The organism is Streptomyces sp. NPDC090025 (assembly GCF_044748125.1).
GTDB lineage: Bacteria > Actinomycetota > Actinomycetes > Streptomycetales > Streptomycetaceae > Streptomyces.
The window spans coordinates 33285-50193 of sequence record NZ_JBIVFL010000024.1 but is presented as its reverse complement, the minus strand read 5'-3'; the positions used below and the strand labels follow the sequence as shown (position 1 = coordinate 50193).

Sequence of the window (16909 nt, the reverse complement as noted above, 5' to 3'; positions counted from 1 at the left end):
GCTGATGGGTGATCCTTCATCTGAGTGAGACGGTCTCGTACTCCTGGTGCGGGCCCTGCGGAATCCTTCCGCCTGGGTCCGCACCGTCGTGTTTCCGGTGCACCCGCGCTGACCTGCTGATTCCTCGGCCCTGACGTTTTCGGCGAGCGCGCGGGCCGTTCGGAACGATCAATTCCAGTCGTGTCGTCCGCTTCCGCTCGGCCCAAGGTCTTGGCACGGACCTTGTCGAATGGGTGGCCAGGACGTCCGAGAGGGGTGATCATGAGAAGTCCAGAGCGCACTTCCCATGAGGAGGCACGGGTGGCCGAGACTCTGAAGAAGGGCAGCCGGGTGACCGGCGCCGCGCGCGACAAGCTCGCGGCAGACCTGAAGAAGAAGTACGACTCCGGTGCGAGCATCCGGGCGCTGGCCGAGGAAACCGGCCGCTCCTACGGATTCGTCCACCGGATGCTCAGTGAATCCGGAGTCACGCTGCGCGGACGCGGCGGAGCGACCCGGGGCAAGAAGGCGGCCTCGGCCTGACAGGGGCGGCTCGATCGGTCCACCGGTTCCCTCGGTGGCCACCCGGTCGACCGTAGGGTCGACCGGGTGGTTACTGTGCAGTCACTTAGCATCGGCAGCTGATGCCGATACCCGTGCTGCACCGTGACCGGGAGGCGCCCCATGACGACGCTCGACAACTCCGAGCACAACGATTCCGAGCCCACTGTGCTCGTTCTCGACAAGGACGGTGTACGGCTCACCGTCGAGGACGCCATTGCCACGGTGACCCTGACCAACCCGGCGAAGCGCAACGCCCAGTCTCCCGCTCTGTGGCGGGCGTTGACGGAGGCCGGTAGGTCAGTGCCGGGCAACGTGCGGATCGTGATCCTGCGGGGCGAGGGCAAGTCCTTCTCCGCCGGTCTCGACCGCCAGGCGTTCACGCCCGAGGGCTTCGACGGAGAGCCGTCCTTCCTCGACCTCGCGCGCGGTTCGGACGCGGACCTCGACGCGGTCATCTCCGAGTACCAGGAGGCGTTCACCTGGTGGCGCCGCAGCGACCTCGTGTCGATCGCGGCCGTCCAGGGCCACGCCATCGGCGCGGGCTTCCAGCTCGCGCTCGCCTGCGACCTGCGGGTCGTCGCCGACGACGTGCAGTTCGCCATGCGCGAGACCAGCCTGGGTCTGGTCCCCGATCTCACCGGGACCCACCCGCTCGTCTCCCTGGTCGGCTACGCCCGGGCGCTGGAGATCTGCGCCACCGGGCGCTTCGTGCATGCCGAGGAGGCCGAGCGCACCGGCCTCGCCAACCTCGCCGTGCCCGTCACCGACCTCGACAGCGCGGTACGGGACCTCGCCGCCGCCCTGCTCGCCGCGCCGCGCGACGCCCTCATCGAGACCAAGGCCCTGCTCCAGGGCGCCGGTGACCGCACCTACGAGGCCCAGCGCACCGCCGAGCGCGCCGCCCAGGCCCGCCGCCTGCGCGACCTCGCGGGCCTCGGCGACTAGCCGTCGACTCAAGGCTCAGCGCAGCTCCGACACCACCACCGTGACCGTCGTCGCCTCCGGGGCGGCGGCGGTCACGGCCGTGCGCAGGGCACGGGTCACGTCCAGGAGACGGCGGCCGGCCGTCACCGCCACCTCGATCCGCAGACCGCCGTCCGGCGGGCGGTGCAGCGGCGGCCCGAAGGTGTCGGTCAGGCCCGCGACGCCCGGCACCGCGAGGGCGGCCAGGGCTGCGGGGTGACCGGGGGCGGGCGGCAGGGTTCGCCCGGGCGGCCCAGCGGGGTCCGCCGGATTCCCGGCCGGGTCCACCGAAGGGGCGGCCGACGGATCGGCCGAGGGGCCCGCCGCCCCGTCCTGGCCCGGGTCGAGCAGCTCCGTCACCCGCAGGTCCACCTCCGCCACCACCAGGCCCAGCACCCCCTCCGCCGCGCCCCGCAGCGCCGCCCGTACCCGGTCCGCGAGCTCCGGCAGCGGCCGCCCGGCCACCGCCGCGAAGTCCAGGGCCACCCGCAGCGGCCCCGGCGGCAACCCGCCCGGCGGTACGGGGAAGGGCGCCGTCCCGCCGTCGCCCGCCGCGTCCTCGGCGAGCCGGAACCGCGGCCGCTCGGCCCGCACCCCCGGCACCCCACGGGCCGCCGCCCCCAGTACCGCCCGCGCCACCCGCTCCGCGAGCCACGCGCCGTCCGCCGCCTCACCGAGCGGCAACAACCGGTCCGTCGTCATGGCGCAAGCCTGCCGCATCCCCGGCGCGAGACCGGGCAAGCGGCCTTAATGTGAGCGAATGAGCTGAAAACCCACAGAAGGGACGGGTGGCGATGGCTGACAACGCGCACTCCGACCAGAAGTCCGGCCCGGGTCAGGGCCAGGAACGCTCCCCGGTGACCCGGCGCGGCGGCGGCGACCCCGCCTCCCGCGGCCGTACCACCATCGCCGACGGCGTCGTCGAGAAGATCGCCGGGCTCGCCGCCCGTGACGTGGTCGGCGTGCACGCCATGGGCAGCGGTTTCTCCCGCACCCTCGGCGCCGTCCGGGACCGGGTCCCCGGCGGTGGCGGCGGCAAGTCCGGCGTGACCCGGGGCGTCAAGGCCGAGGTCGGCGAGGTGCAGACCGCGCTCGACCTGGAGATCGTCGTCGACTACGGCGTCTCCATCGCCGATGTCGCGGCCGCCGTGCGGGAGAACGTGGTCGCCGCCGTCGAGCGGATGACCGGCCTCGAAGTCGTCGAGGTCAACATCGCGGTCAGCGACGTCAAGCTGCCCGACGACGAGGAGGACGAACCGGAGTCGCGGCTCCAGTAGCCGACAGCCCCCGGTACGAGCGGTACGAGCGAGCGGAGAGGACGCAGCATGAGCATGGCGGTGGTCGGCCTGGTGGCCGGCATGGCGCTCGGCTTCGCCGGGTACTTCGGCGGCTTCGGTGCCTTCCTGCTGGTCGCGGCCCTGGGCGCGATCGGCTTCGTGGCGGGGCGGTTCCTCGACGGCGACCTGGAGGCGGGCGACCTCTTCCGGGGCCGTGAGCGCGGCGACCGGCGGCGGTGACCCGGGTGCCGGACCTGGCGAAGCACCCGGGGGCCCGGCGCCCCGCCCCCGGCACCCGGGGTGAACGGGTGGGCGCGGCCGAACGCGGCGCGACCACCATCGCCGACCGGGTGGTGGCCAAGATCGCGGCCCGGGCCGCCCGCGAGGCGATCGGCACGGTCCCGGACGGGGGCCAGCCGCCGCACGCCACCGTGGTGGTGCACCGGGACAGCGCCCGGGTCTCGGTCAGCCTCGAACTCGCCTACCCGTCCGACATCGGCCGCCAGTGCGGCGCCGTCCGCGGCCGGGTCCGCCACCGGGTGGAGACCCTGGCGGGCCTCGACGTGCACGAGGTCGCCGTCCACGTCGAGAAACTCCACTCGCCGCTGACCGCGCACGACCACGACAAGCGGGGGCACCTGCGATGACCACAGGACCGCCCCCCGGACCCACCGGCGGACCGGTGCCCGTGCTCGGCGACCCGGACCGGCCGGACCGCCACGACAGCCACCACCGCCCCGAACCCGCCCCCGGCACCCCGCCCGTGCGCCGGTTCTGGGCCGTGCGCCGGATCCCGGCCGCCCTGGTCGGCGTCGTCCTGCTCGGCGCCGCCGGGCTGCTCCTCTACGACGTCGCCGCCGTCCGCGCCGACCACTCCGCGATGTCCTGGCGCCGCTCCCTCGCCGACGAGCTGGCCACCCGGCCGCTCGACAACACCTGGGTGCTGACCGCCGCCGCCGTCGCCATGCTGCTCGGCCTCTGGCTCGCGCTGCTCGCCCTCACCCCGGGGCTGCGCGCGGTGCTGCCGATGCGCCGCGAACACCCCGACGTCCGCGCCGGACTCGACCGGGAGGCCGCCGCCCTCGCCCTGCGCGACCGGGCCATGGAGGTCTCCGGCGTGCAGTCGGTACGGGTCAGGATGGGCCGCGCCAAGGTCGGCGTCCGGGCCCTGTCGCACTTCCGCGAACTCGACGAGGTCCGCGCCGACCTGGAGACCGTCCTGGCCGGCGGCATCGACGAACTCGGCCTCGCCTTCCCGCCGGCGCTGACCGTACGGGTGGCCAGGCCGCCCAGGAAGGGGTGAGGCGGTGACGGTGCTGCTTCGGCGCGTCAACCGGATCGTGCTCGGCCTCGCCGGGCTCGTGCTGTTCCTCGGCGGCGGCGCCGTCCTCGCCGCCGGACTCGGCCTTGCCGTGCCGTCCTGGTGGCCCTGGTCGGACGCCGACGACGTGCTGCTCACCCGCTCCCAGCGGCAGCACTGGCGGGCCGAGAGCTGGTGGTGGCCCGCGGTCATCGCCCTGCTCGGGCTCGTGGTGCTGCTCACCCTGTGGTGGCTGGTCGTCCAGTTCCGCCGGGCCCGGCTCGCCGAGGTCGTGGTGGACAGCGGCGACGGCGACGCGGCCCTGCTGCGCGGCCGCGCCCTGGAGGCCGTCGTCGAGGCCGACGCGGCGGCCCAGGAGGGCGTCGCCCGGGCCCGGGTGATGCTGCACGGGCGGCGCACCGCCCCCCGTACCCGGGTCGCGCTGCTCCTGGAGCCGTACGCCTCCCCGGCGGACGCGCTGACCACGCTCGCGACCGAGGCGCTCGGCAACGCCCGTACCGCCACCGGCCTTTCCGCGCTGCCCACCGAGGCCCGGCTGCGCGCGGTCAAGCACCGGGCCCGCCGGGTGACCTGAGCCCACCGGCCGGGCCCACGGCCTGCCCGGGCGTCAGAAGCCGCCGCGCGCGCCGCCGTCCACCGGCAGCATCACACCGGTCAGGTACGAGGCGGCGGGGGAGAGCAGGAACGCGGCGGTACGGCCGAACTCGTCCGGGGTGCCGTAGCGGCGCAGCGGGATCCCCGCCTCGTTCGCCGCCTTGGCCGCCTCCGCGTCGCCGGACAGCGCGTCGAGCGAGCGCACCCGGTCGGTGTCGATCCGGTTCGGCAGCAGCCCGACCACCCGGATGCCGCGCGGGCCCAGGTCGTTGGCGAGCGACTTGGCGAAGCCCGCGAGACCCGGGCGCAGCCCGTTGGAGATCGTGAGGCCGGAGATCGGCTCGTGCACCGAGGCGGACAGCACGAAGCCGATCACCCCGCCCTCCGGCAGCGCCTCGGCCGCCGCCCTGGCCAGCCGTACCGCGCCCAGGAACACCGTGTCGAAGGCGCTCGACCACTGCTCGTCGGTGTTGTCGGCGGCGAAGCCGGGCGCGGGGCCGCCCACGCTGATCAGCACCCCGTCGAACGCGCCGAACCGGGACCGCGCCTCGGCGATCAGCCGCCCGGGCGTCGCCGGGTCGGCGTTGTCGGCGGCGACGCCCGCCGCGTCCGGGCCGAGCGCGGCCGCCGCCTCCGCGACCGTCTCCTCCTCGCGCCCGGTCAGCAGCACCTTCGCGCCCTCGGCGAGCAGCGCCTCGGCGGAGGCCCGGCCGAGCCCGCGGGTCGCGCCGGTCACCACGTACACACGGTCCTTCAGTCCAAGATCCATGGCCCTATCCTGCCGCGTCGTCCTCCTCGGCGGCCAGCGCGAACGCCGTGCCGACCAGGCCGATGTGGCTGAACGCCTGCGGGAAGTTCCCCAGCTGGCGGCCCGTCACCGGGTCGTACTCCTCGGCGAGCAGCCCCACGTCGCTGCACAGTCCGACCAGCCGCTCGAACAGCTCCCTGGCCTCCTTCACCCGGCCGGTCAGCCGCAGCGCGTCCGCCAGCCAGAACGAGCAGACCAGGAAGGTGCCCTCCTCGCCGGGCAGCCCGTCCACCGAGACGCCCTCCGTCGAGTAGCGGCGCACCAGGCCGTCGTGGGTGAGCTCGGCCCGTACCGCGTCGACCGTCCCGACCACCCGGGGGTCGTCCGGCGGCAGAAAGCCGACCTGCGGGATCAGCAGGGTCGCCGCGTCCAGCTCGCGCGAGCCGTACGACTGCGTGAAGGTGTTCCGCACCGGGTCGAAGGCCCGCGCGCAGACCTCCGCGTGGATCTCGTCGCGCATCGCCCGCCAGCGGGCCGGGTCGCCCGGCAGCGAGGGATCGTCCTCCAGGGTGCGCACCGCCCGGTCGGCCGCCACCCAGGCCATCACCTTGGAGTGGGTGAAGTGCCGCCGCCCGCCGCGCACCTCCCACAGCCCCTCGTCGGGCTCCCGCCAGGTCGACTCCAGGAAGCCGAGCAGGCTCAGCTGGAGGTTCCAGGCGTGCCGTTCGGCCGGGATCCCGGCGTCCCTGGCCCGGAACAGCGAGTCGAGCACCTCGCCGTAGACGTCGAGCTGGAGCTGTTCGACGGCCGCGTTCCCGGTGCGCACCGGGGCCGAGTCGGCGTAGCCGCGCAGCCAGGGCAGTGCCGACTCGGGCAGCCGCCGCTCGCCCGCCGGGCCGTACATGATCTGGAGGTCGGCGGGATCGCCCGCCACCGCGCGCAGCAGCCAGTCCCGCCAGGCCGCCGCCTCCTCGACGTACCCGGCGGACAGCAGCGCGCCGAGGGTGAGCGAGGAGTCGCGCAGCCAGCAGGCCCGGTAGTCCCAGTTGCGCACCCCGCCGATCTCCTCGGGCAGCGAGGTGGTGGGCGCGGCGACGATGCCGCCGGTCGGCGCGTAGGTGAGTGCCTTCAGGGTGATCAGGGAGCGCATCACGGCGTCCCGGTAGGGCCCCTGGTAGCCGCAGCGGGCGGACCAGTCGCGCCAGTCGGCGACCGACTGCTCCAGCGCCTCGAAGGGGTCGACGAGGTCGGGGCGCGGTTCGTGCGAAGGGTGCCAGGTGAGCACGAAGGCCACCTTCTGGCCCGCGCTCACGGTGAACGCCGAGCAGGTGGAGAACTGCTGGCCCCAGGTCTTCACCTGCGGCTCGCTGCGCAGCCAGACCGCGTCGGGTCCGGCGATCGCCACCCGGTGGCCGTCGTTGCGGCGCATCCAGGGCACGATCGAGCCGTAGTCGAAGCGCAGCCGCAGCACCGAGCTCATGTCGACGGTGCCGCTGACGCCCTCCACGATCCGCATCAGATCGGGGGCGCGGTCGCGCTGCGGCATGAAGTCGACGACCTTGACGGTGCCGGTGCGGGTCTCCCAGAAGGTCTCCAGGACCAGGGTGTCCTCGACGTAGCGACGTGTGGTGCAGCGGCCGGCGCCCTTGGGGGCGATCCGCCACATCCCGTTGTCCTCGTCCCCGAGCAGGGCGGCGAAACAGGCGGCGGAGTCGAAGCGTGGCAGACAGAGCCAGTCGACCGAGCCGTCGCGGCCGACGAGCGCGGCGGTCTGCAGATCGCCGATCAGGGCATAGTCGTCGATACGTTGCGTCACGCTTTGGGCTGTTCCCGCAAGTGGCGACGGTCAATCAGATCAGGCGGTCGCCCCGGCCGGCTCCGCGGCCCCGTCGGCCCCTTCGGCCCCGTCGGTGTCGGCGGCGGCGGTCTCGGCGGCGGCCTGCCGGTCGCGCTTCTCGCGCCGCACCAGGATCACCCAGCCCACCGGGACACCGGCGGTGAACAGCCACCACTGGACCGCGTACGCCATGTGCGCGCCGATCGAGTCGTGGTCCGGGTCCGGGATCAGCTCGGGCGAGCCGCCGGGGGAGTCCGGCGCGGTCTGCTCCAGATAGCCGCCGAGCACCGGGCGGCCGATCAGCGCCGCCTGCTGGGCGCTGCTGATCAGCATGACCTGACGGTCGGGCAGGCCCTTGAGGTCCTTGATGCCGCTGGCGCCGGTGGTCTCGTCGGCCATCAGGCGGCCGGTCACGGTGATCTCGCCCTTGGGCGCGGGCGGCACGTCGGGGAAGTCGCGCTGGTTGCCGGACTGCGGGATCCAGCCCCGGTTGACCAGGACGATCCCGCCGTCCTTCAGGACCAGCGGGGTGAGCACGTGCACGCCGACCCGCTCGTCCGCGGCGACCCGGCGGCGCACCACGACCTCGTGCTCGGTGTCGAAGGTGCCGGTGGCGGTGACGTGCCGCCAGTAGTCGGCGCGCGGGACGGTGTGCCCGGGGGAGGTGAGCCGCTCGACCGGGACCGGCTTCGCCGCGAGGTTGTCCGCGATCAGGGTGTTCTGGGCGACCCGGCGCTCGTGCCGGTGGAACTGCCAGAACCCCAGCTCGATCATCACGGGGATGAGGACGAGGGCGATGAGGGTGAGGATCACCCACTGCCGGGACAACAGGAAGCGGTACACCCCATGACCGTACAACTCGGTCGTGGGACGGTGGCACGGGGGTCGGCCCAGCGGGCCCGGACCCCGCGCTCACACCTTGTCGACGATCCCCACCCGCCCCTCGGCGCGGGCGCAGTGCGCCCCGCAGTACCAGCTGCCCTGGACCTCGACGCCCTGGCCGATGATCTGGACCCGGCAGTGCTCGCAGATGGGCGCCATGCGGTGGATGGCGCAGGCGAAGCAGTCGAAGACGTGCACCGCGCCCTGCGCGTGCACCTCGAAGGACATGCCGTAATCGTTTCCGCAGACCTCACAACGTGCCATGCGCCACAGGGTGGTGCCAGGCCGGGGCGCGGCCCGGACGGCGCGCCCTGTGCCGCAGGGCCGTCACCCGTCTGCCGCCGCCACGTCCCGCAGCAGCTGGGTGTACGCGGCCTCGTCGATCACCGGCGTGCCGTAGGCGGCCGCCTTCTGGGTCTTGGAGGTGGCGGCGTCCGGGTCGTTGGTGACGAGCAGGCTGGTGAGCCGCGACACGCTCGACGCCACGTGCAGCCCGGCCTCGACCGTGCGGTCCTCCAGGAGCTCGCGGTCGATGGAGGTGTCCCCGGAGAACGCCACCCGCATGCCCTGCTTGAGCGGTTTGTCCGTCTCGTACCGTCCCGGGTTCGGGTACGGGCACGGCGGCCGCTTCCGGGCCGGACGCCAGGTGTTCGGGCGGTACGAAGCCTGGTAGCCGATCCGCGGGCGCTCGGGCGCCGACGCCCACTCGGTCAGCGGGCGGCACTCCAGGAGCGGCAGCCGTACGCCCCGCTCGGCGGCGGCGTGCAGGCTCGGCCGGAACGCCTCGGCGAGCACCCGGGCGTCGTCGAGCGCGTTGTGCGCGCGCTGCTGCACCACGCCGAAGTGCGCGGCCAGCGACTCCAGCTTGTGGTTGGGCAGCGGCAGTGACAGCTCCTTGGACAGCGCGATGGTGCACAGCCGCTGCCGCACCGGCGCGGTCGCCTCGGCGCGCGCGTACTCGCGGGCGATCATCTGCCAGTCGAACATCGCGTTGTGCGCGACGAGCACCCGGCCGTCGAGCCGCGCCGAGAACTCCGCGGCGATCTCCGGGAACAGCGGCGCGCCCTCCAGGAGGTCGCTGGTGAGCCCGTGGATCCACACCGGTCCCGGGTCCCGCTCGGGGTTGACCAGGGTGTACCAGTGGTCCTCGACGTTGCCCTGGGCGTCGAGCCGGTAGACGGCGGCCGACACTATCCGGTCGTCGCGGGCGAGACCGGTGGTCTCCACGTCGACGACCGCGTACCCCTGTGGGTACGCGGCCGGCCAGGTCGCTGCGGTCGTGCGGTCGTCGAGCATGGTCACTGAGAATACGGGCCGGGACGGACACTCGGACGCGCGGTGCCGTTCCGCGCGGCCGGAATCGTCTCCACGGCACCGGTCGCGGCCGCCCCGGACCGCCCGTCCGGGCGCCCCGGCGGGGCCGCGGTTCACCCCAACAGGCCGGTCACCAGCGCCCGTACACCCAGCACGAAGAGGTGTTCCGTGTCCACCGGCTCGGCCAGCGTCCGGGCGAGCTCCGGATCGGCCTCGGTGGCCTGGGCGGTGACCGGATCGGTCGCCCACAGCTCGGTCTCGGCCGGGGACTGGGCGGGGGAGCGCTCCCGGTTGCGTTCCACCAGGACATGGCCGACCACCTGGAACTGCACCGCGCGGACCAGCTCGGCGGCCCGCCCGCCGCGCAGCCCGGCCGCGTGCGCCTCGTGGATCAGGGCCCGCTGCGCGGGCAGGAACATGCGTTCCGTGAGGCCCCGTTCGTGCACCATGGCGACCAGGTGCGGCCGGTCGCGCAGCGCGCGGCGCAGCAGCAGGGCCACCGAGACGATCCGCTCGGCCGGGTCGGCGCCGTGCGGGCGCAGCGTGCCGAGGTCGGCCACGGTGCGCTCGACGAGGGCGTCGAGCAGCTGCTCGCGGTTGCCGACGTGCCAGTAGATCGAGGTGACGGCGGTGCCCAGCTCGGCGGCCAGCCGCCGCATGGTGAGGGCGGCCGGGCCGTGCTCCCTGACCAGGGCGGCCGCCGTGTCCAGGACCCCGTCGCGGGTCAGTGCGCTGCGTGCCATCGGTTTCCGGTCTCCCCCAACTCTCGTCCGTGCACGGCTCTTTACCCCGCCGGGCCACCGGTGTAACTGTGTTACAGGCCGATACCTTCCCGACCTTTCCGAAGGGTGGTACGTCATGGCACGAGTACGGTACGGGGCGCGCACCGAGGCGGAGATCGCCGCCACACGCGCCAAGAGCGCCAAGATCCCCGACATCTGGTCCACCGGCGTCGTCGCCGTCTGGGAGACCGACCCGGACGTCATCGCGGCCGTCCTGCCGCCGCCGCTCAAACCGGCCGGACGCCCACTGGTCCGCGCCAACATCAGCAAGGTCGACCTGCCCGGCTACCCGCTCGGCGCGGGCTCCGTCGCGGTCGCCGCCGCCCACGGCGCCCAGGAGGGCTGGTACCCGCTGGTCATGCCGATGACCCACGAGCGCGCCCTGACCGGCGGCCGGGAGGTCTTCGGCGAACCGAAGAAGCTCGGCGAGGTCACCGTCGAACGCGAGGGCCTCGTCGTCACCGCCCGGCTCGCCCGGCACGGCATCGCCTTCGTCGAGGTGCGCGGCGCCGTCTCCGAGGAACTGACCCCGCCCGAGCCCACCGAGAAGACCGACTTCTACTTCAAGTTCCTGCCCGCCGTCGACGGCTCCGGCTTCGACGGCGACCCGGTCCTGGTGCACTGCGTGCGCAACGAGAAGGTCCGCAAGCTGGAGCGGATCACCGGCGACGTGGTGCTCCGCGAGTCGATGTACGACCCGGTCGCCGACCTCCCGGTGCGCCGCCTGGTCGAGATCACCATCGGCGAGAAGACCACCGACCAGAAGGGCCGGGTGGTCGAGCGGATCGACCCCAGCGCCCTGCTGCCCTTCCTCCACCAGCGCTACGACGACCCGCAGCAGGCGCTCGACGCCCCGCCCGAGGGGAGCGCCGGCTGATGGAACTCCGAGAGGGACAGGTCGCCGTCGTCACCGGCGCCGCCAGCGGCATCGGCCTCGCCATGGCCCGCAGGTTCGCCGCCGAAGGGCTCTCCGTCGTCCTCGGCGACGTCGAGGAGGCTCCGCTCGCCAAGGCCGCCGAGGAACTGATGGCGGACGGCGCGCAGATCCTCGCCCGGACGGTCGACGTCAGCGACGCCGACTCCGTACGGGCCTTCGCCGACGCCGCGTACGACACCTTCGGCGCCGTCCACGTGCTCTGCAACAACGCGGGCGTCGGCTCCGGCGCCGAGGGCCGGATGTGGGAGCACGAGCCCAACGACTGGAAGTGGGCCTTCGCGGTCAACGTGTGGGGCGTCTTCCACGGCATCCAGGCGTTCGTGCCCCGGATGATCGCGGGCGGCGAACCCGGCCACATCGTCAACACCTCATCCGGCGACGGCGGCATCGCACCGCTGCCCACCGCCTCCGTCTACGCGGTCACCAAGTCCGCCGTCGTCACCATGACCGAGTCGCTCTACGCCCACCTCAAGGCCGAACGCGCCCAGGTGACCGCCTCGGTGCTGTTCCCCGGCCCGCACATGCTGCGCACCGGCCTGTGGGAGTCGCACCGCAACCGGCCCGACCGGTTCGCCAAGGAGCGCCCGCGCCGCACCCCGTACCGCAGTCTCGACCAGTGGGAGACGGCGATGAAGGAGGCCGGGCACGAGGTCGCCTTCACCCCCGTGGAGGAGGTCGCCGGGCACGTCGTCGACGGCATCAGGGCCGACCGGTTCTGGATGCTCCCGGCGAGCGAGCACAGCGACCGGCAGATCAGGGCGCGCTCGCAGTCGATGCTCGACCGCGCCGCCCCGTCGTACCTGGAGAGCTTCATCCTCGACTGAGAGGGCCTGGCCATGAGCCACGAGGACCCGTATCTGATCATCTCGTCCGACTGTCACGCCGGGCTCCCCACCGAGGAGTACCGGCCCTATCTCGACTCCCGCTTCCACCGCGCCTTCGACGACTTCCTCGCCGGGCGGGACGCCCGCCGCGAGGCCATGACCCGGCTCGGGGTGCGCAACGAGGCATTCGCCGACAAGTGGTTCAGCGACAACGAGGAAGGGCTGCGCGGCGGCTGGGACACCGCGCAGCGCATCAAGGAACTCGACGGCGACGGCGTCGCCGCCGAGGTGGTCTTCCCCGACGCGGACGCCGTCGACAGCCAGACCGCCGCGCCCTTCGGCGTCGGCCTCGGCCTCTCCGGCGACCAGGACCCCGAGCTCGGCATGGCGGGCGCCAAGGCGCACAACCGCTGGCTCGCCGAGTTCGTGGCACAGAACCCGGAACGCCACTGCGGGGTGGCGCTGCTGCCGGTGACCGCCGACCCCAAGGAGGTCGTCGCGGAGATCCACCGGGCCAAGGAGTCCGGGCTCGGCGCGCTGATGATCCCCTCCATGTGGGTGGACAAGGCGCCCTACCACGACCGCCGTTACGACCCGGTGTGGGCGGCCGCCGCCGAGACCGCGATGCCCGTGGTCACCCACTCGGGCGCCGCACCGCGCGAGGAGTACGGCGACCACCTCGGCATCTACGTCTCCGAGGTCACCTTCTGGCCGGCCCGCCCGCTGTGGTTCCTGCTCTGGTCCGGCGTGTTCGAGCGGCACCCCGGCCTGAAGTTCGGCGTCGCCGAATCCGGCTGCTGGTGGCTGCCGAACCTGCTGTGGTTCATGGACCGGCTCTACCTCGGCGCGCACGGCGGCAAGAAGCTCTCGCCGTTCGCCGAGCTGAAGCGCCCGCCCAGCGAGTACCTGGACCGGCAGATGTTCATCTGCGCCACCAACACCAAGCGCAGGGAACTCGCCCAGCGCTACGAGATCGGCGTCGACAACATCCTGTGGGGCTCCGACTTCCCGCACCCCGAGGGCACCTGGCCGCGCACCCGCGGGTGGCTGCGGGACACCTTCCACGACATCCCGGTCGAGGAGACCCGGCGGATGCTCGGCCTCGCCGCCGCCGAGGTGTTCGGCTTCGACACCGGGAAACTGGCCCCGATCGCCCGGCGGATCGGACCCACCCCCGCCGAACTCGGCCAGAGCGCCGACCAGGCCGCCGTCGAGGCGTCCTGGGCCCGCTCCCGCGAGGTCGGCCGCCACTGGCTCACCGACCACGACTTCCCGGCCCTGGGAGTGACGCCGTGACCGACCGCTACACCGTCGTCTCCGCCGACTGCCACGCCGGCGCCGACCTCCTGGACTACAAGCCGTACCTGGAGAAGAAGCACCACGACGACTTCGACGCCTGGGCGGCGACCTACGTCAACCCGTACGAGGACCTGCTCGCCGACACCGCCGACCGCAACTGGAACTCGCAGCGCAGGCTGCGCGAACTGGAGGCGGACGGCATCGTCGCCGAGGTCGTCTTCCCCAACACCATCCCGCCGTTCTTCCCCAAGGCGTCGCTGATGGCGCAGCCGCCGACCCGCGCCGAGTACGCGCAGCGCTGGGCCGGACTCCAGGCGCACAACCGCTGGCTGGCCGACTTCTGCGCCGACGCCCCCGGACGCCGGGCGGGCGTGACACAGATCCTGCTCAACGACGTCGACGCGGCCGTCGCCGAGATCCGCAGGACCCGCGAGGCCGGACTCACCGGCGGCATCCTGCTGCCGGGCGTCCCGCCGGGCTCACCGGTGCCGGAGCTGTACTCGGAGGCGTACGACCCGATCTGGGCGGTCTGCGCGGAACTCGACGTCCCGGTCAACCACCACGGCGGCTCCGCGTCACCGCCGCTCGGCGACGAACCGGCCGCCCGGGCGGTGTTCATGGTGGAGACCACCTGGTTCTCGCACCGGGCGCTGTGGCACCTGATCTTCGGCGGCGCCTTCCGCCGCCACCCCGGTCTCAAACTGGTCCTCACCGAGCAGGGCTCCGGCTGGATCCCCGGCGTGCTGCAGATGCTGGACTACTACCACGGGCGGCTGGTCGCGGCCTCGGCGAAGGCGGCCACCGCCGAGTCCAAGTTCGGCGCCGGACTCGCCGAGGCGATGGGCAAGGGCCCCGGCGAGGTGTGGCGGGACAACTGCTTCGTCGGCGCCAGCTTCATGCGCCCGCACGAGGTGCCGCTGCGCGACCGGATCGGCCTCGACAAGATCATGTGGGGCGCCGACTACCCGCACGACGAGGGCACCACGCCGTACTCCCGGGAGGGCCTGCGGATCGCCTACGCCGGACTGCCCCGGGAGGAGGTCGCCGCCATGGTCGGCGGCAACGCGGCCCGCGTGTACGGCTTCGACCTCGCCCTCCTGGACGCGCTCGCCGCCGTCCACGGGCCGACCGTCGAGGAGATCGCCCGGCCGCTGACGGAGGTCCCGGCGGGCGCCACCAGCCCGGCCTTCGCACCGGGCGGGTCGGTGCGCGTCTGGTGAGGCCACGGGTGCGACGCTCGAAGGATGACTGAAGCGCCCGTGCCCGCACCCGTACACGACGAGGCCCACGGCGGCGGCCTCGGCTCCCGGCTCAGCTGGCTCCGGGCCGCCGTGCTCGGAGCCAACGACGGAGTCGTCTCCACCGCGGGCCTCGTCGTCGGCGTGGCGGGCGCCACCGGCTCCCGCTCCGCGCTGCTCACCGCGGGCCTCGCCGGGCTGCTCGCCGGATCCATGTCGATGGCGGCGGGGGAGTACGTCTCCGTCTCCACCCAGCGCGACTCGGAGAAGGCGGCGCTCGCCACCGAACGCCGCGAACTGCGCGAGCAGCCGGAGGCCGAACTCACCGAACTCACCGAGCTGCTGGCCGCCCGCGGCCTCACCCCGGACGTCGCCCGCGAGGCCGCCGAACAGCTCACCGCCCGCGACGCCCTGCGCGCCCACGCGCGCGTGGAGCTCGGCATCGACCCGGACGACCTCACCAACCCCTGGCACGCGGCCGTCGCCAGCTTCCTCGCCTTCACGGTCGGCGCCCTCCTCCCCCTCCTCGCGATCGTCCTCCCCTCTCCCGCCCACCGCCTCTGGATCACCGTCCTCTCGGTCCTCGCCGCCCTCACCCTCACCGGCTGGACCTCGGCCCGCCTGGGCGCGGCCCCGGTTCCCCGGGCGCTGCTCCGCAACGTGGGCGGCGGGGCGCTGGCGATGGCGGTGACGTACGGGGCGGGGTCGTTGCTGGGGGCGGTGGGGGTGTGACGGCCCGTTAGTGTGTGACGCCGCGAACGCCCCCGGCCGGTCAGGAGCCCGCCATGCCCCCGAAGATGAAGCTCTCCGCCATCAACCTCGACTGCCCGGACCCGCTGGCACTGGCCGCCTTCTACCAGCGGGCCACCGGCCTCGTCCCGCACCCGAAGTCCGACGCCGACTTCGCCGGTCTCCAGGGCGAGGACGGGCTCCTCATAGGCTTCCAGCGGGTCGACGACTACCGCGCTCCCCGCTGGCCCGACCAGACCGTTCCCCAGCAGTTCCACTTCGACTTCGACGTCGACGACCTGGACGAGGCCGAGGCATGGCTCCTGGAACTGGGCGCGGGCAAGCCGGAGCACCAGCCCGAGGAAGACCGCTGGCGGGTCCTGACCGATCCGGCCGGGCACCCGTTCTGCCTGTCGGCCCGCGGCTGAGAATCGCTCCGAGCGATGTACGGTGAATGTCGTACCACCGTGGTCCGCGCCGCCACCCCCTGAGCGCGGACCATCGGCTCCCGACCCCCCGAGCATCCCCGAGCACCAGCACAGCGAGGAACGTCCGCCCATGCGCGCCACCACCATCCACGCCCCCTTCGACCTGCGCGTGGAGGACGTGCCCGACCCGGTCGTCAAGGAGACCACCGACGTCGTCGTCCGGGTGCTGCGCGCCTGCGTCTGCGGCAGCGACCTGTGGGCCTACCGCGGCGAGTCCGCCCGCCAGCCCGGCCAGCGGATCGGCCACGAGTTCCTCGGCATCGTCGAGGAGACCGGCCAGGACGTCCGCGGCTTCGCCAAGGGCGACCTCGTCGTCGCCCCCTTCGTCTGGTCCGACGGCTCCTGCGACTACTGCGCCGAGGGCCTCCAGACCTCCTGCCCCAACGGCGGCTTCTGGGGCGGCACCGTCGGCTCCGACGGCGGCCAGGGCGAGGCCGTCCGGGTCCCCTACGCCGACGGCACCCTGGTCAAGCTGCCCGCCGACGCCGCATCCGACGACCACCTGCTCACCGCCCTGCTCGCGCTCTCCGACGTCCTCGGCACCGGCCACCACGCCGCCCTCGGCGCCGGGGTGAAGCCCGGCTCCACCGTCGCCGTCGTCGGCGACGGCGCCGTCGGCCTGTGCGGCGTCCTCGCCGCCAAGCGGCTCGGCGCCGAGCGGATCATCGCGCTCGGCCGGCACACCGCCCGCACCGACATCGCCCGCCGCTTCGGCGCCACCGACGTCGTCGCCGAGCGCGGCGAGGCCGCCGAGGCCGCCGTCTGCGAGCTCACCGGCGGCCAGGGCGCCCACGCCGTCATCGAGGCCGTCGGCACCGAGCAGTCCATGCGCACCGCCGTCGCCATCACCCGCGACGGCGGCGCCATCGGCTACGTCGGTGTCCCGCACGGCAGCGGCACCGGCCTGGACCTCTCCGTGATGTTCGACCGCAACATCGCCCTGCGCGGCGGCGTCGCCCCGGTCCGCGCCTACATCCCCGAGCTGCTCCCCGACGTCCTCGACGGCACCGTCGACCCCTCCCCGGTCTTCGACCTCACCGTGGACCTCGACGGCGTCCCCGGCGGCTACCGCGCCATGGACGAGCGCACCGCCCTCAAGGTCCTCGTCAAGCCGTAAGTCAGGGCGGGCCCTC

General features: G+C 73.7%; 21 protein-coding genes. 14 read left to right on the top strand and 7 right to left on the bottom strand.

Annotation, left to right across the window (positions count from 1 at the left end; translation table 11 throughout):
• Window positions 1–300: 300 nt before the first annotated feature.
• Both ACIPXM_RS34690 and ACIPXM_RS34685 read left to right on the top strand, forming a co-directional pair.
• A complete protein-coding gene (locus ACIPXM_RS34690) occupies window positions 301–522 on the top strand; it encodes a helix-turn-helix domain-containing protein (protein WP_006123601.1) in 222 nt (73 codons plus the stop codon).
• A gap of 141 nt (window positions 523–663) precedes the next feature.
• The gene (locus tag ACIPXM_RS34685; RefSeq protein WP_401663909.1) at window positions 664–1488 is read left to right on the top strand and encodes an enoyl-CoA hydratase/isomerase family protein; all 825 of its coding nucleotides are present in this window, start codon (window positions 664–666) and stop codon (window positions 1486–1488) included.
• Window positions 1489–1503: 15 nt separating this feature from the next.
• Here ACIPXM_RS34685 and ACIPXM_RS34680 read toward each other — a convergent pair whose 3' ends face one another.
• On the bottom strand, window positions 1504–2208 hold the full coding sequence (locus tag ACIPXM_RS34680) for a hypothetical protein (protein WP_401663906.1): 705 nt from the start codon (window positions 2206–2208) through the stop codon (window positions 1504–1506).
• Window positions 2209–2300: 92 nt separating this feature from the next.
• Here ACIPXM_RS34680 and ACIPXM_RS34675 point away from each other — a divergent pair, with 92 nt between their 5' ends.
• The 5 genes from ACIPXM_RS34675 to amaP are packed head-to-tail and all read left to right on the top strand — an operon-like array spanning window position 2301 to window position 4678.
• Window positions 2301–2783 carry an Asp23/Gls24 family envelope stress response protein gene (locus ACIPXM_RS34675; protein ID WP_401663904.1) on the top strand — a complete coding sequence of 161 codons (483 nt, stop codon included), beginning with the start codon at window positions 2301–2303 and terminating at the stop codon, window positions 2781–2783.
• A 48-nt stretch (window positions 2784–2831) separates the two neighbouring features.
• Window positions 2832–3023 (top strand): hypothetical protein, encoded by a 192-nt coding sequence (locus ACIPXM_RS34670; protein WP_116161682.1) that lies wholly within the window; start codon window positions 2832–2834, stop codon window positions 3021–3023.
• A 14-nt stretch (window positions 3024–3037) separates the two neighbouring features.
• The gene (locus ACIPXM_RS34665; protein WP_401663958.1) at window positions 3038–3430 is read left to right on the top strand and encodes an Asp23/Gls24 family envelope stress response protein; all 393 of its coding nucleotides are present in this window, start codon (window positions 3038–3040) and stop codon (window positions 3428–3430) included.
• On the top strand, window positions 3427–4086 hold the full coding sequence (locus ACIPXM_RS34660; protein WP_401663901.1) for a DUF6286 domain-containing protein: 660 nt from the start codon (window positions 3427–3429) through the stop codon (window positions 4084–4086). Before ACIPXM_RS34665 ends, ACIPXM_RS34660 begins: the two co-directional genes overlap by 4 nt.
• 4 nt (window positions 4087–4090) lie before the next feature.
• Window positions 4091–4678, top strand: coding sequence for an alkaline shock response membrane anchor protein AmaP (gene amaP / locus ACIPXM_RS34655; RefSeq protein ID WP_401663898.1), 588 nt, complete (start codon window positions 4091–4093; stop codon window positions 4676–4678).
• 33 nt (window positions 4679–4711) lie between these two features.
• Here amaP and ACIPXM_RS34650 read toward each other — a convergent pair whose 3' ends face one another.
• From ACIPXM_RS34650 to ACIPXM_RS34625, 6 genes are all read right to left on the bottom strand, one after another.
• Window positions 4712–5467: an SDR family oxidoreductase gene (locus ACIPXM_RS34650; RefSeq protein WP_401663895.1), complete on the bottom strand. Its 756-nt coding sequence runs from the start codon at window positions 5465–5467 to the stop codon at window positions 4712–4714.
• A gap of 4 nt (window positions 5468–5471) precedes the next feature.
• The gene (locus tag ACIPXM_RS34645) at window positions 5472–7262 is read right to left on the bottom strand and encodes a glycoside hydrolase family 15 protein (RefSeq protein ID WP_401663893.1); all 1791 of its coding nucleotides are present in this window, start codon (window positions 7260–7262) and stop codon (window positions 5472–5474) included.
• Between the two features lie 39 nt (window positions 7263–7301).
• Window positions 7302–8126 (bottom strand): SURF1 family protein, encoded by an 825-nt coding sequence (locus tag ACIPXM_RS34640; RefSeq protein ID WP_401663890.1) that lies wholly within the window; start codon window positions 8124–8126, stop codon window positions 7302–7304.
• A gap of 69 nt (window positions 8127–8195) precedes the next feature.
• Window positions 8196–8429 carry a hypothetical protein gene (locus tag ACIPXM_RS34635; RefSeq protein ID WP_401663888.1) on the bottom strand — a complete coding sequence of 78 codons (234 nt, stop codon included), beginning with the start codon at window positions 8427–8429 and terminating at the stop codon, window positions 8196–8198.
• Between the two features lie 63 nt (window positions 8430–8492).
• A complete protein-coding gene (locus ACIPXM_RS34630) occupies window positions 8493–9467 on the bottom strand; it encodes a DEDDh family exonuclease (RefSeq protein ID WP_401663886.1) in 975 nt (324 codons plus the stop codon).
• A 125-nt stretch (window positions 9468–9592) separates the two neighbouring features.
• Window positions 9593–10222 (bottom strand): TetR/AcrR family transcriptional regulator, encoded by a 630-nt coding sequence (locus ACIPXM_RS34625; RefSeq protein ID WP_401663884.1) that lies wholly within the window; start codon window positions 10220–10222, stop codon window positions 9593–9595.
• Window positions 10223–10337: 115 nt separating this feature from the next.
• On the opposite strand from ACIPXM_RS34625, the gene ACIPXM_RS34620 reads away from it, so the two are divergent.
• From ACIPXM_RS34620 to ACIPXM_RS34590, 7 genes are all read left to right on the top strand, one after another.
• Window positions 10338–11138 (top strand): acetoacetate decarboxylase family protein, encoded by an 801-nt coding sequence (locus tag ACIPXM_RS34620; RefSeq protein WP_401663881.1) that lies wholly within the window; start codon window positions 10338–10340, stop codon window positions 11136–11138.
• On the top strand, window positions 11138–12022 hold the full coding sequence (locus tag ACIPXM_RS34615; RefSeq protein ID WP_401663879.1) for an SDR family NAD(P)-dependent oxidoreductase: 885 nt from the start codon (window positions 11138–11140) through the stop codon (window positions 12020–12022). Before ACIPXM_RS34620 ends, ACIPXM_RS34615 begins: the two co-directional genes overlap by 1 nt.
• 12 nt (window positions 12023–12034) lie before the next feature.
• Window positions 12035–13318, top strand: coding sequence for an amidohydrolase family protein (locus tag ACIPXM_RS34610; RefSeq protein WP_401663876.1), 1284 nt, complete (start codon window positions 12035–12037; stop codon window positions 13316–13318).
• On the top strand, window positions 13315–14541 hold the full coding sequence (locus tag ACIPXM_RS34605; protein WP_401663874.1) for an amidohydrolase family protein: 1227 nt from the start codon (window positions 13315–13317) through the stop codon (window positions 14539–14541). The genes ACIPXM_RS34610 and ACIPXM_RS34605 overlap by 4 nt, the downstream gene beginning before the upstream one ends.
• 24 nt (window positions 14542–14565) lie before the next feature.
• On the top strand, window positions 14566–15291 hold the full coding sequence (locus ACIPXM_RS34600) for a VIT family protein (RefSeq protein ID WP_401663872.1): 726 nt from the start codon (window positions 14566–14568) through the stop codon (window positions 15289–15291).
• 53 nt (window positions 15292–15344) lie between these two features.
• The gene (locus ACIPXM_RS34595; RefSeq protein ID WP_401663870.1) at window positions 15345–15716 is read left to right on the top strand and encodes a VOC family protein; all 372 of its coding nucleotides are present in this window, start codon (window positions 15345–15347) and stop codon (window positions 15714–15716) included.
• Window positions 15717–15846: 130 nt separating this feature from the next.
• A complete protein-coding gene (locus ACIPXM_RS34590) occupies window positions 15847–16893 on the top strand; it encodes a zinc-dependent alcohol dehydrogenase family protein (RefSeq protein WP_401663868.1) in 1047 nt (348 codons plus the stop codon).
• The last annotated feature ends 16 nt before the right edge of the window (window positions 16894–16909 follow it).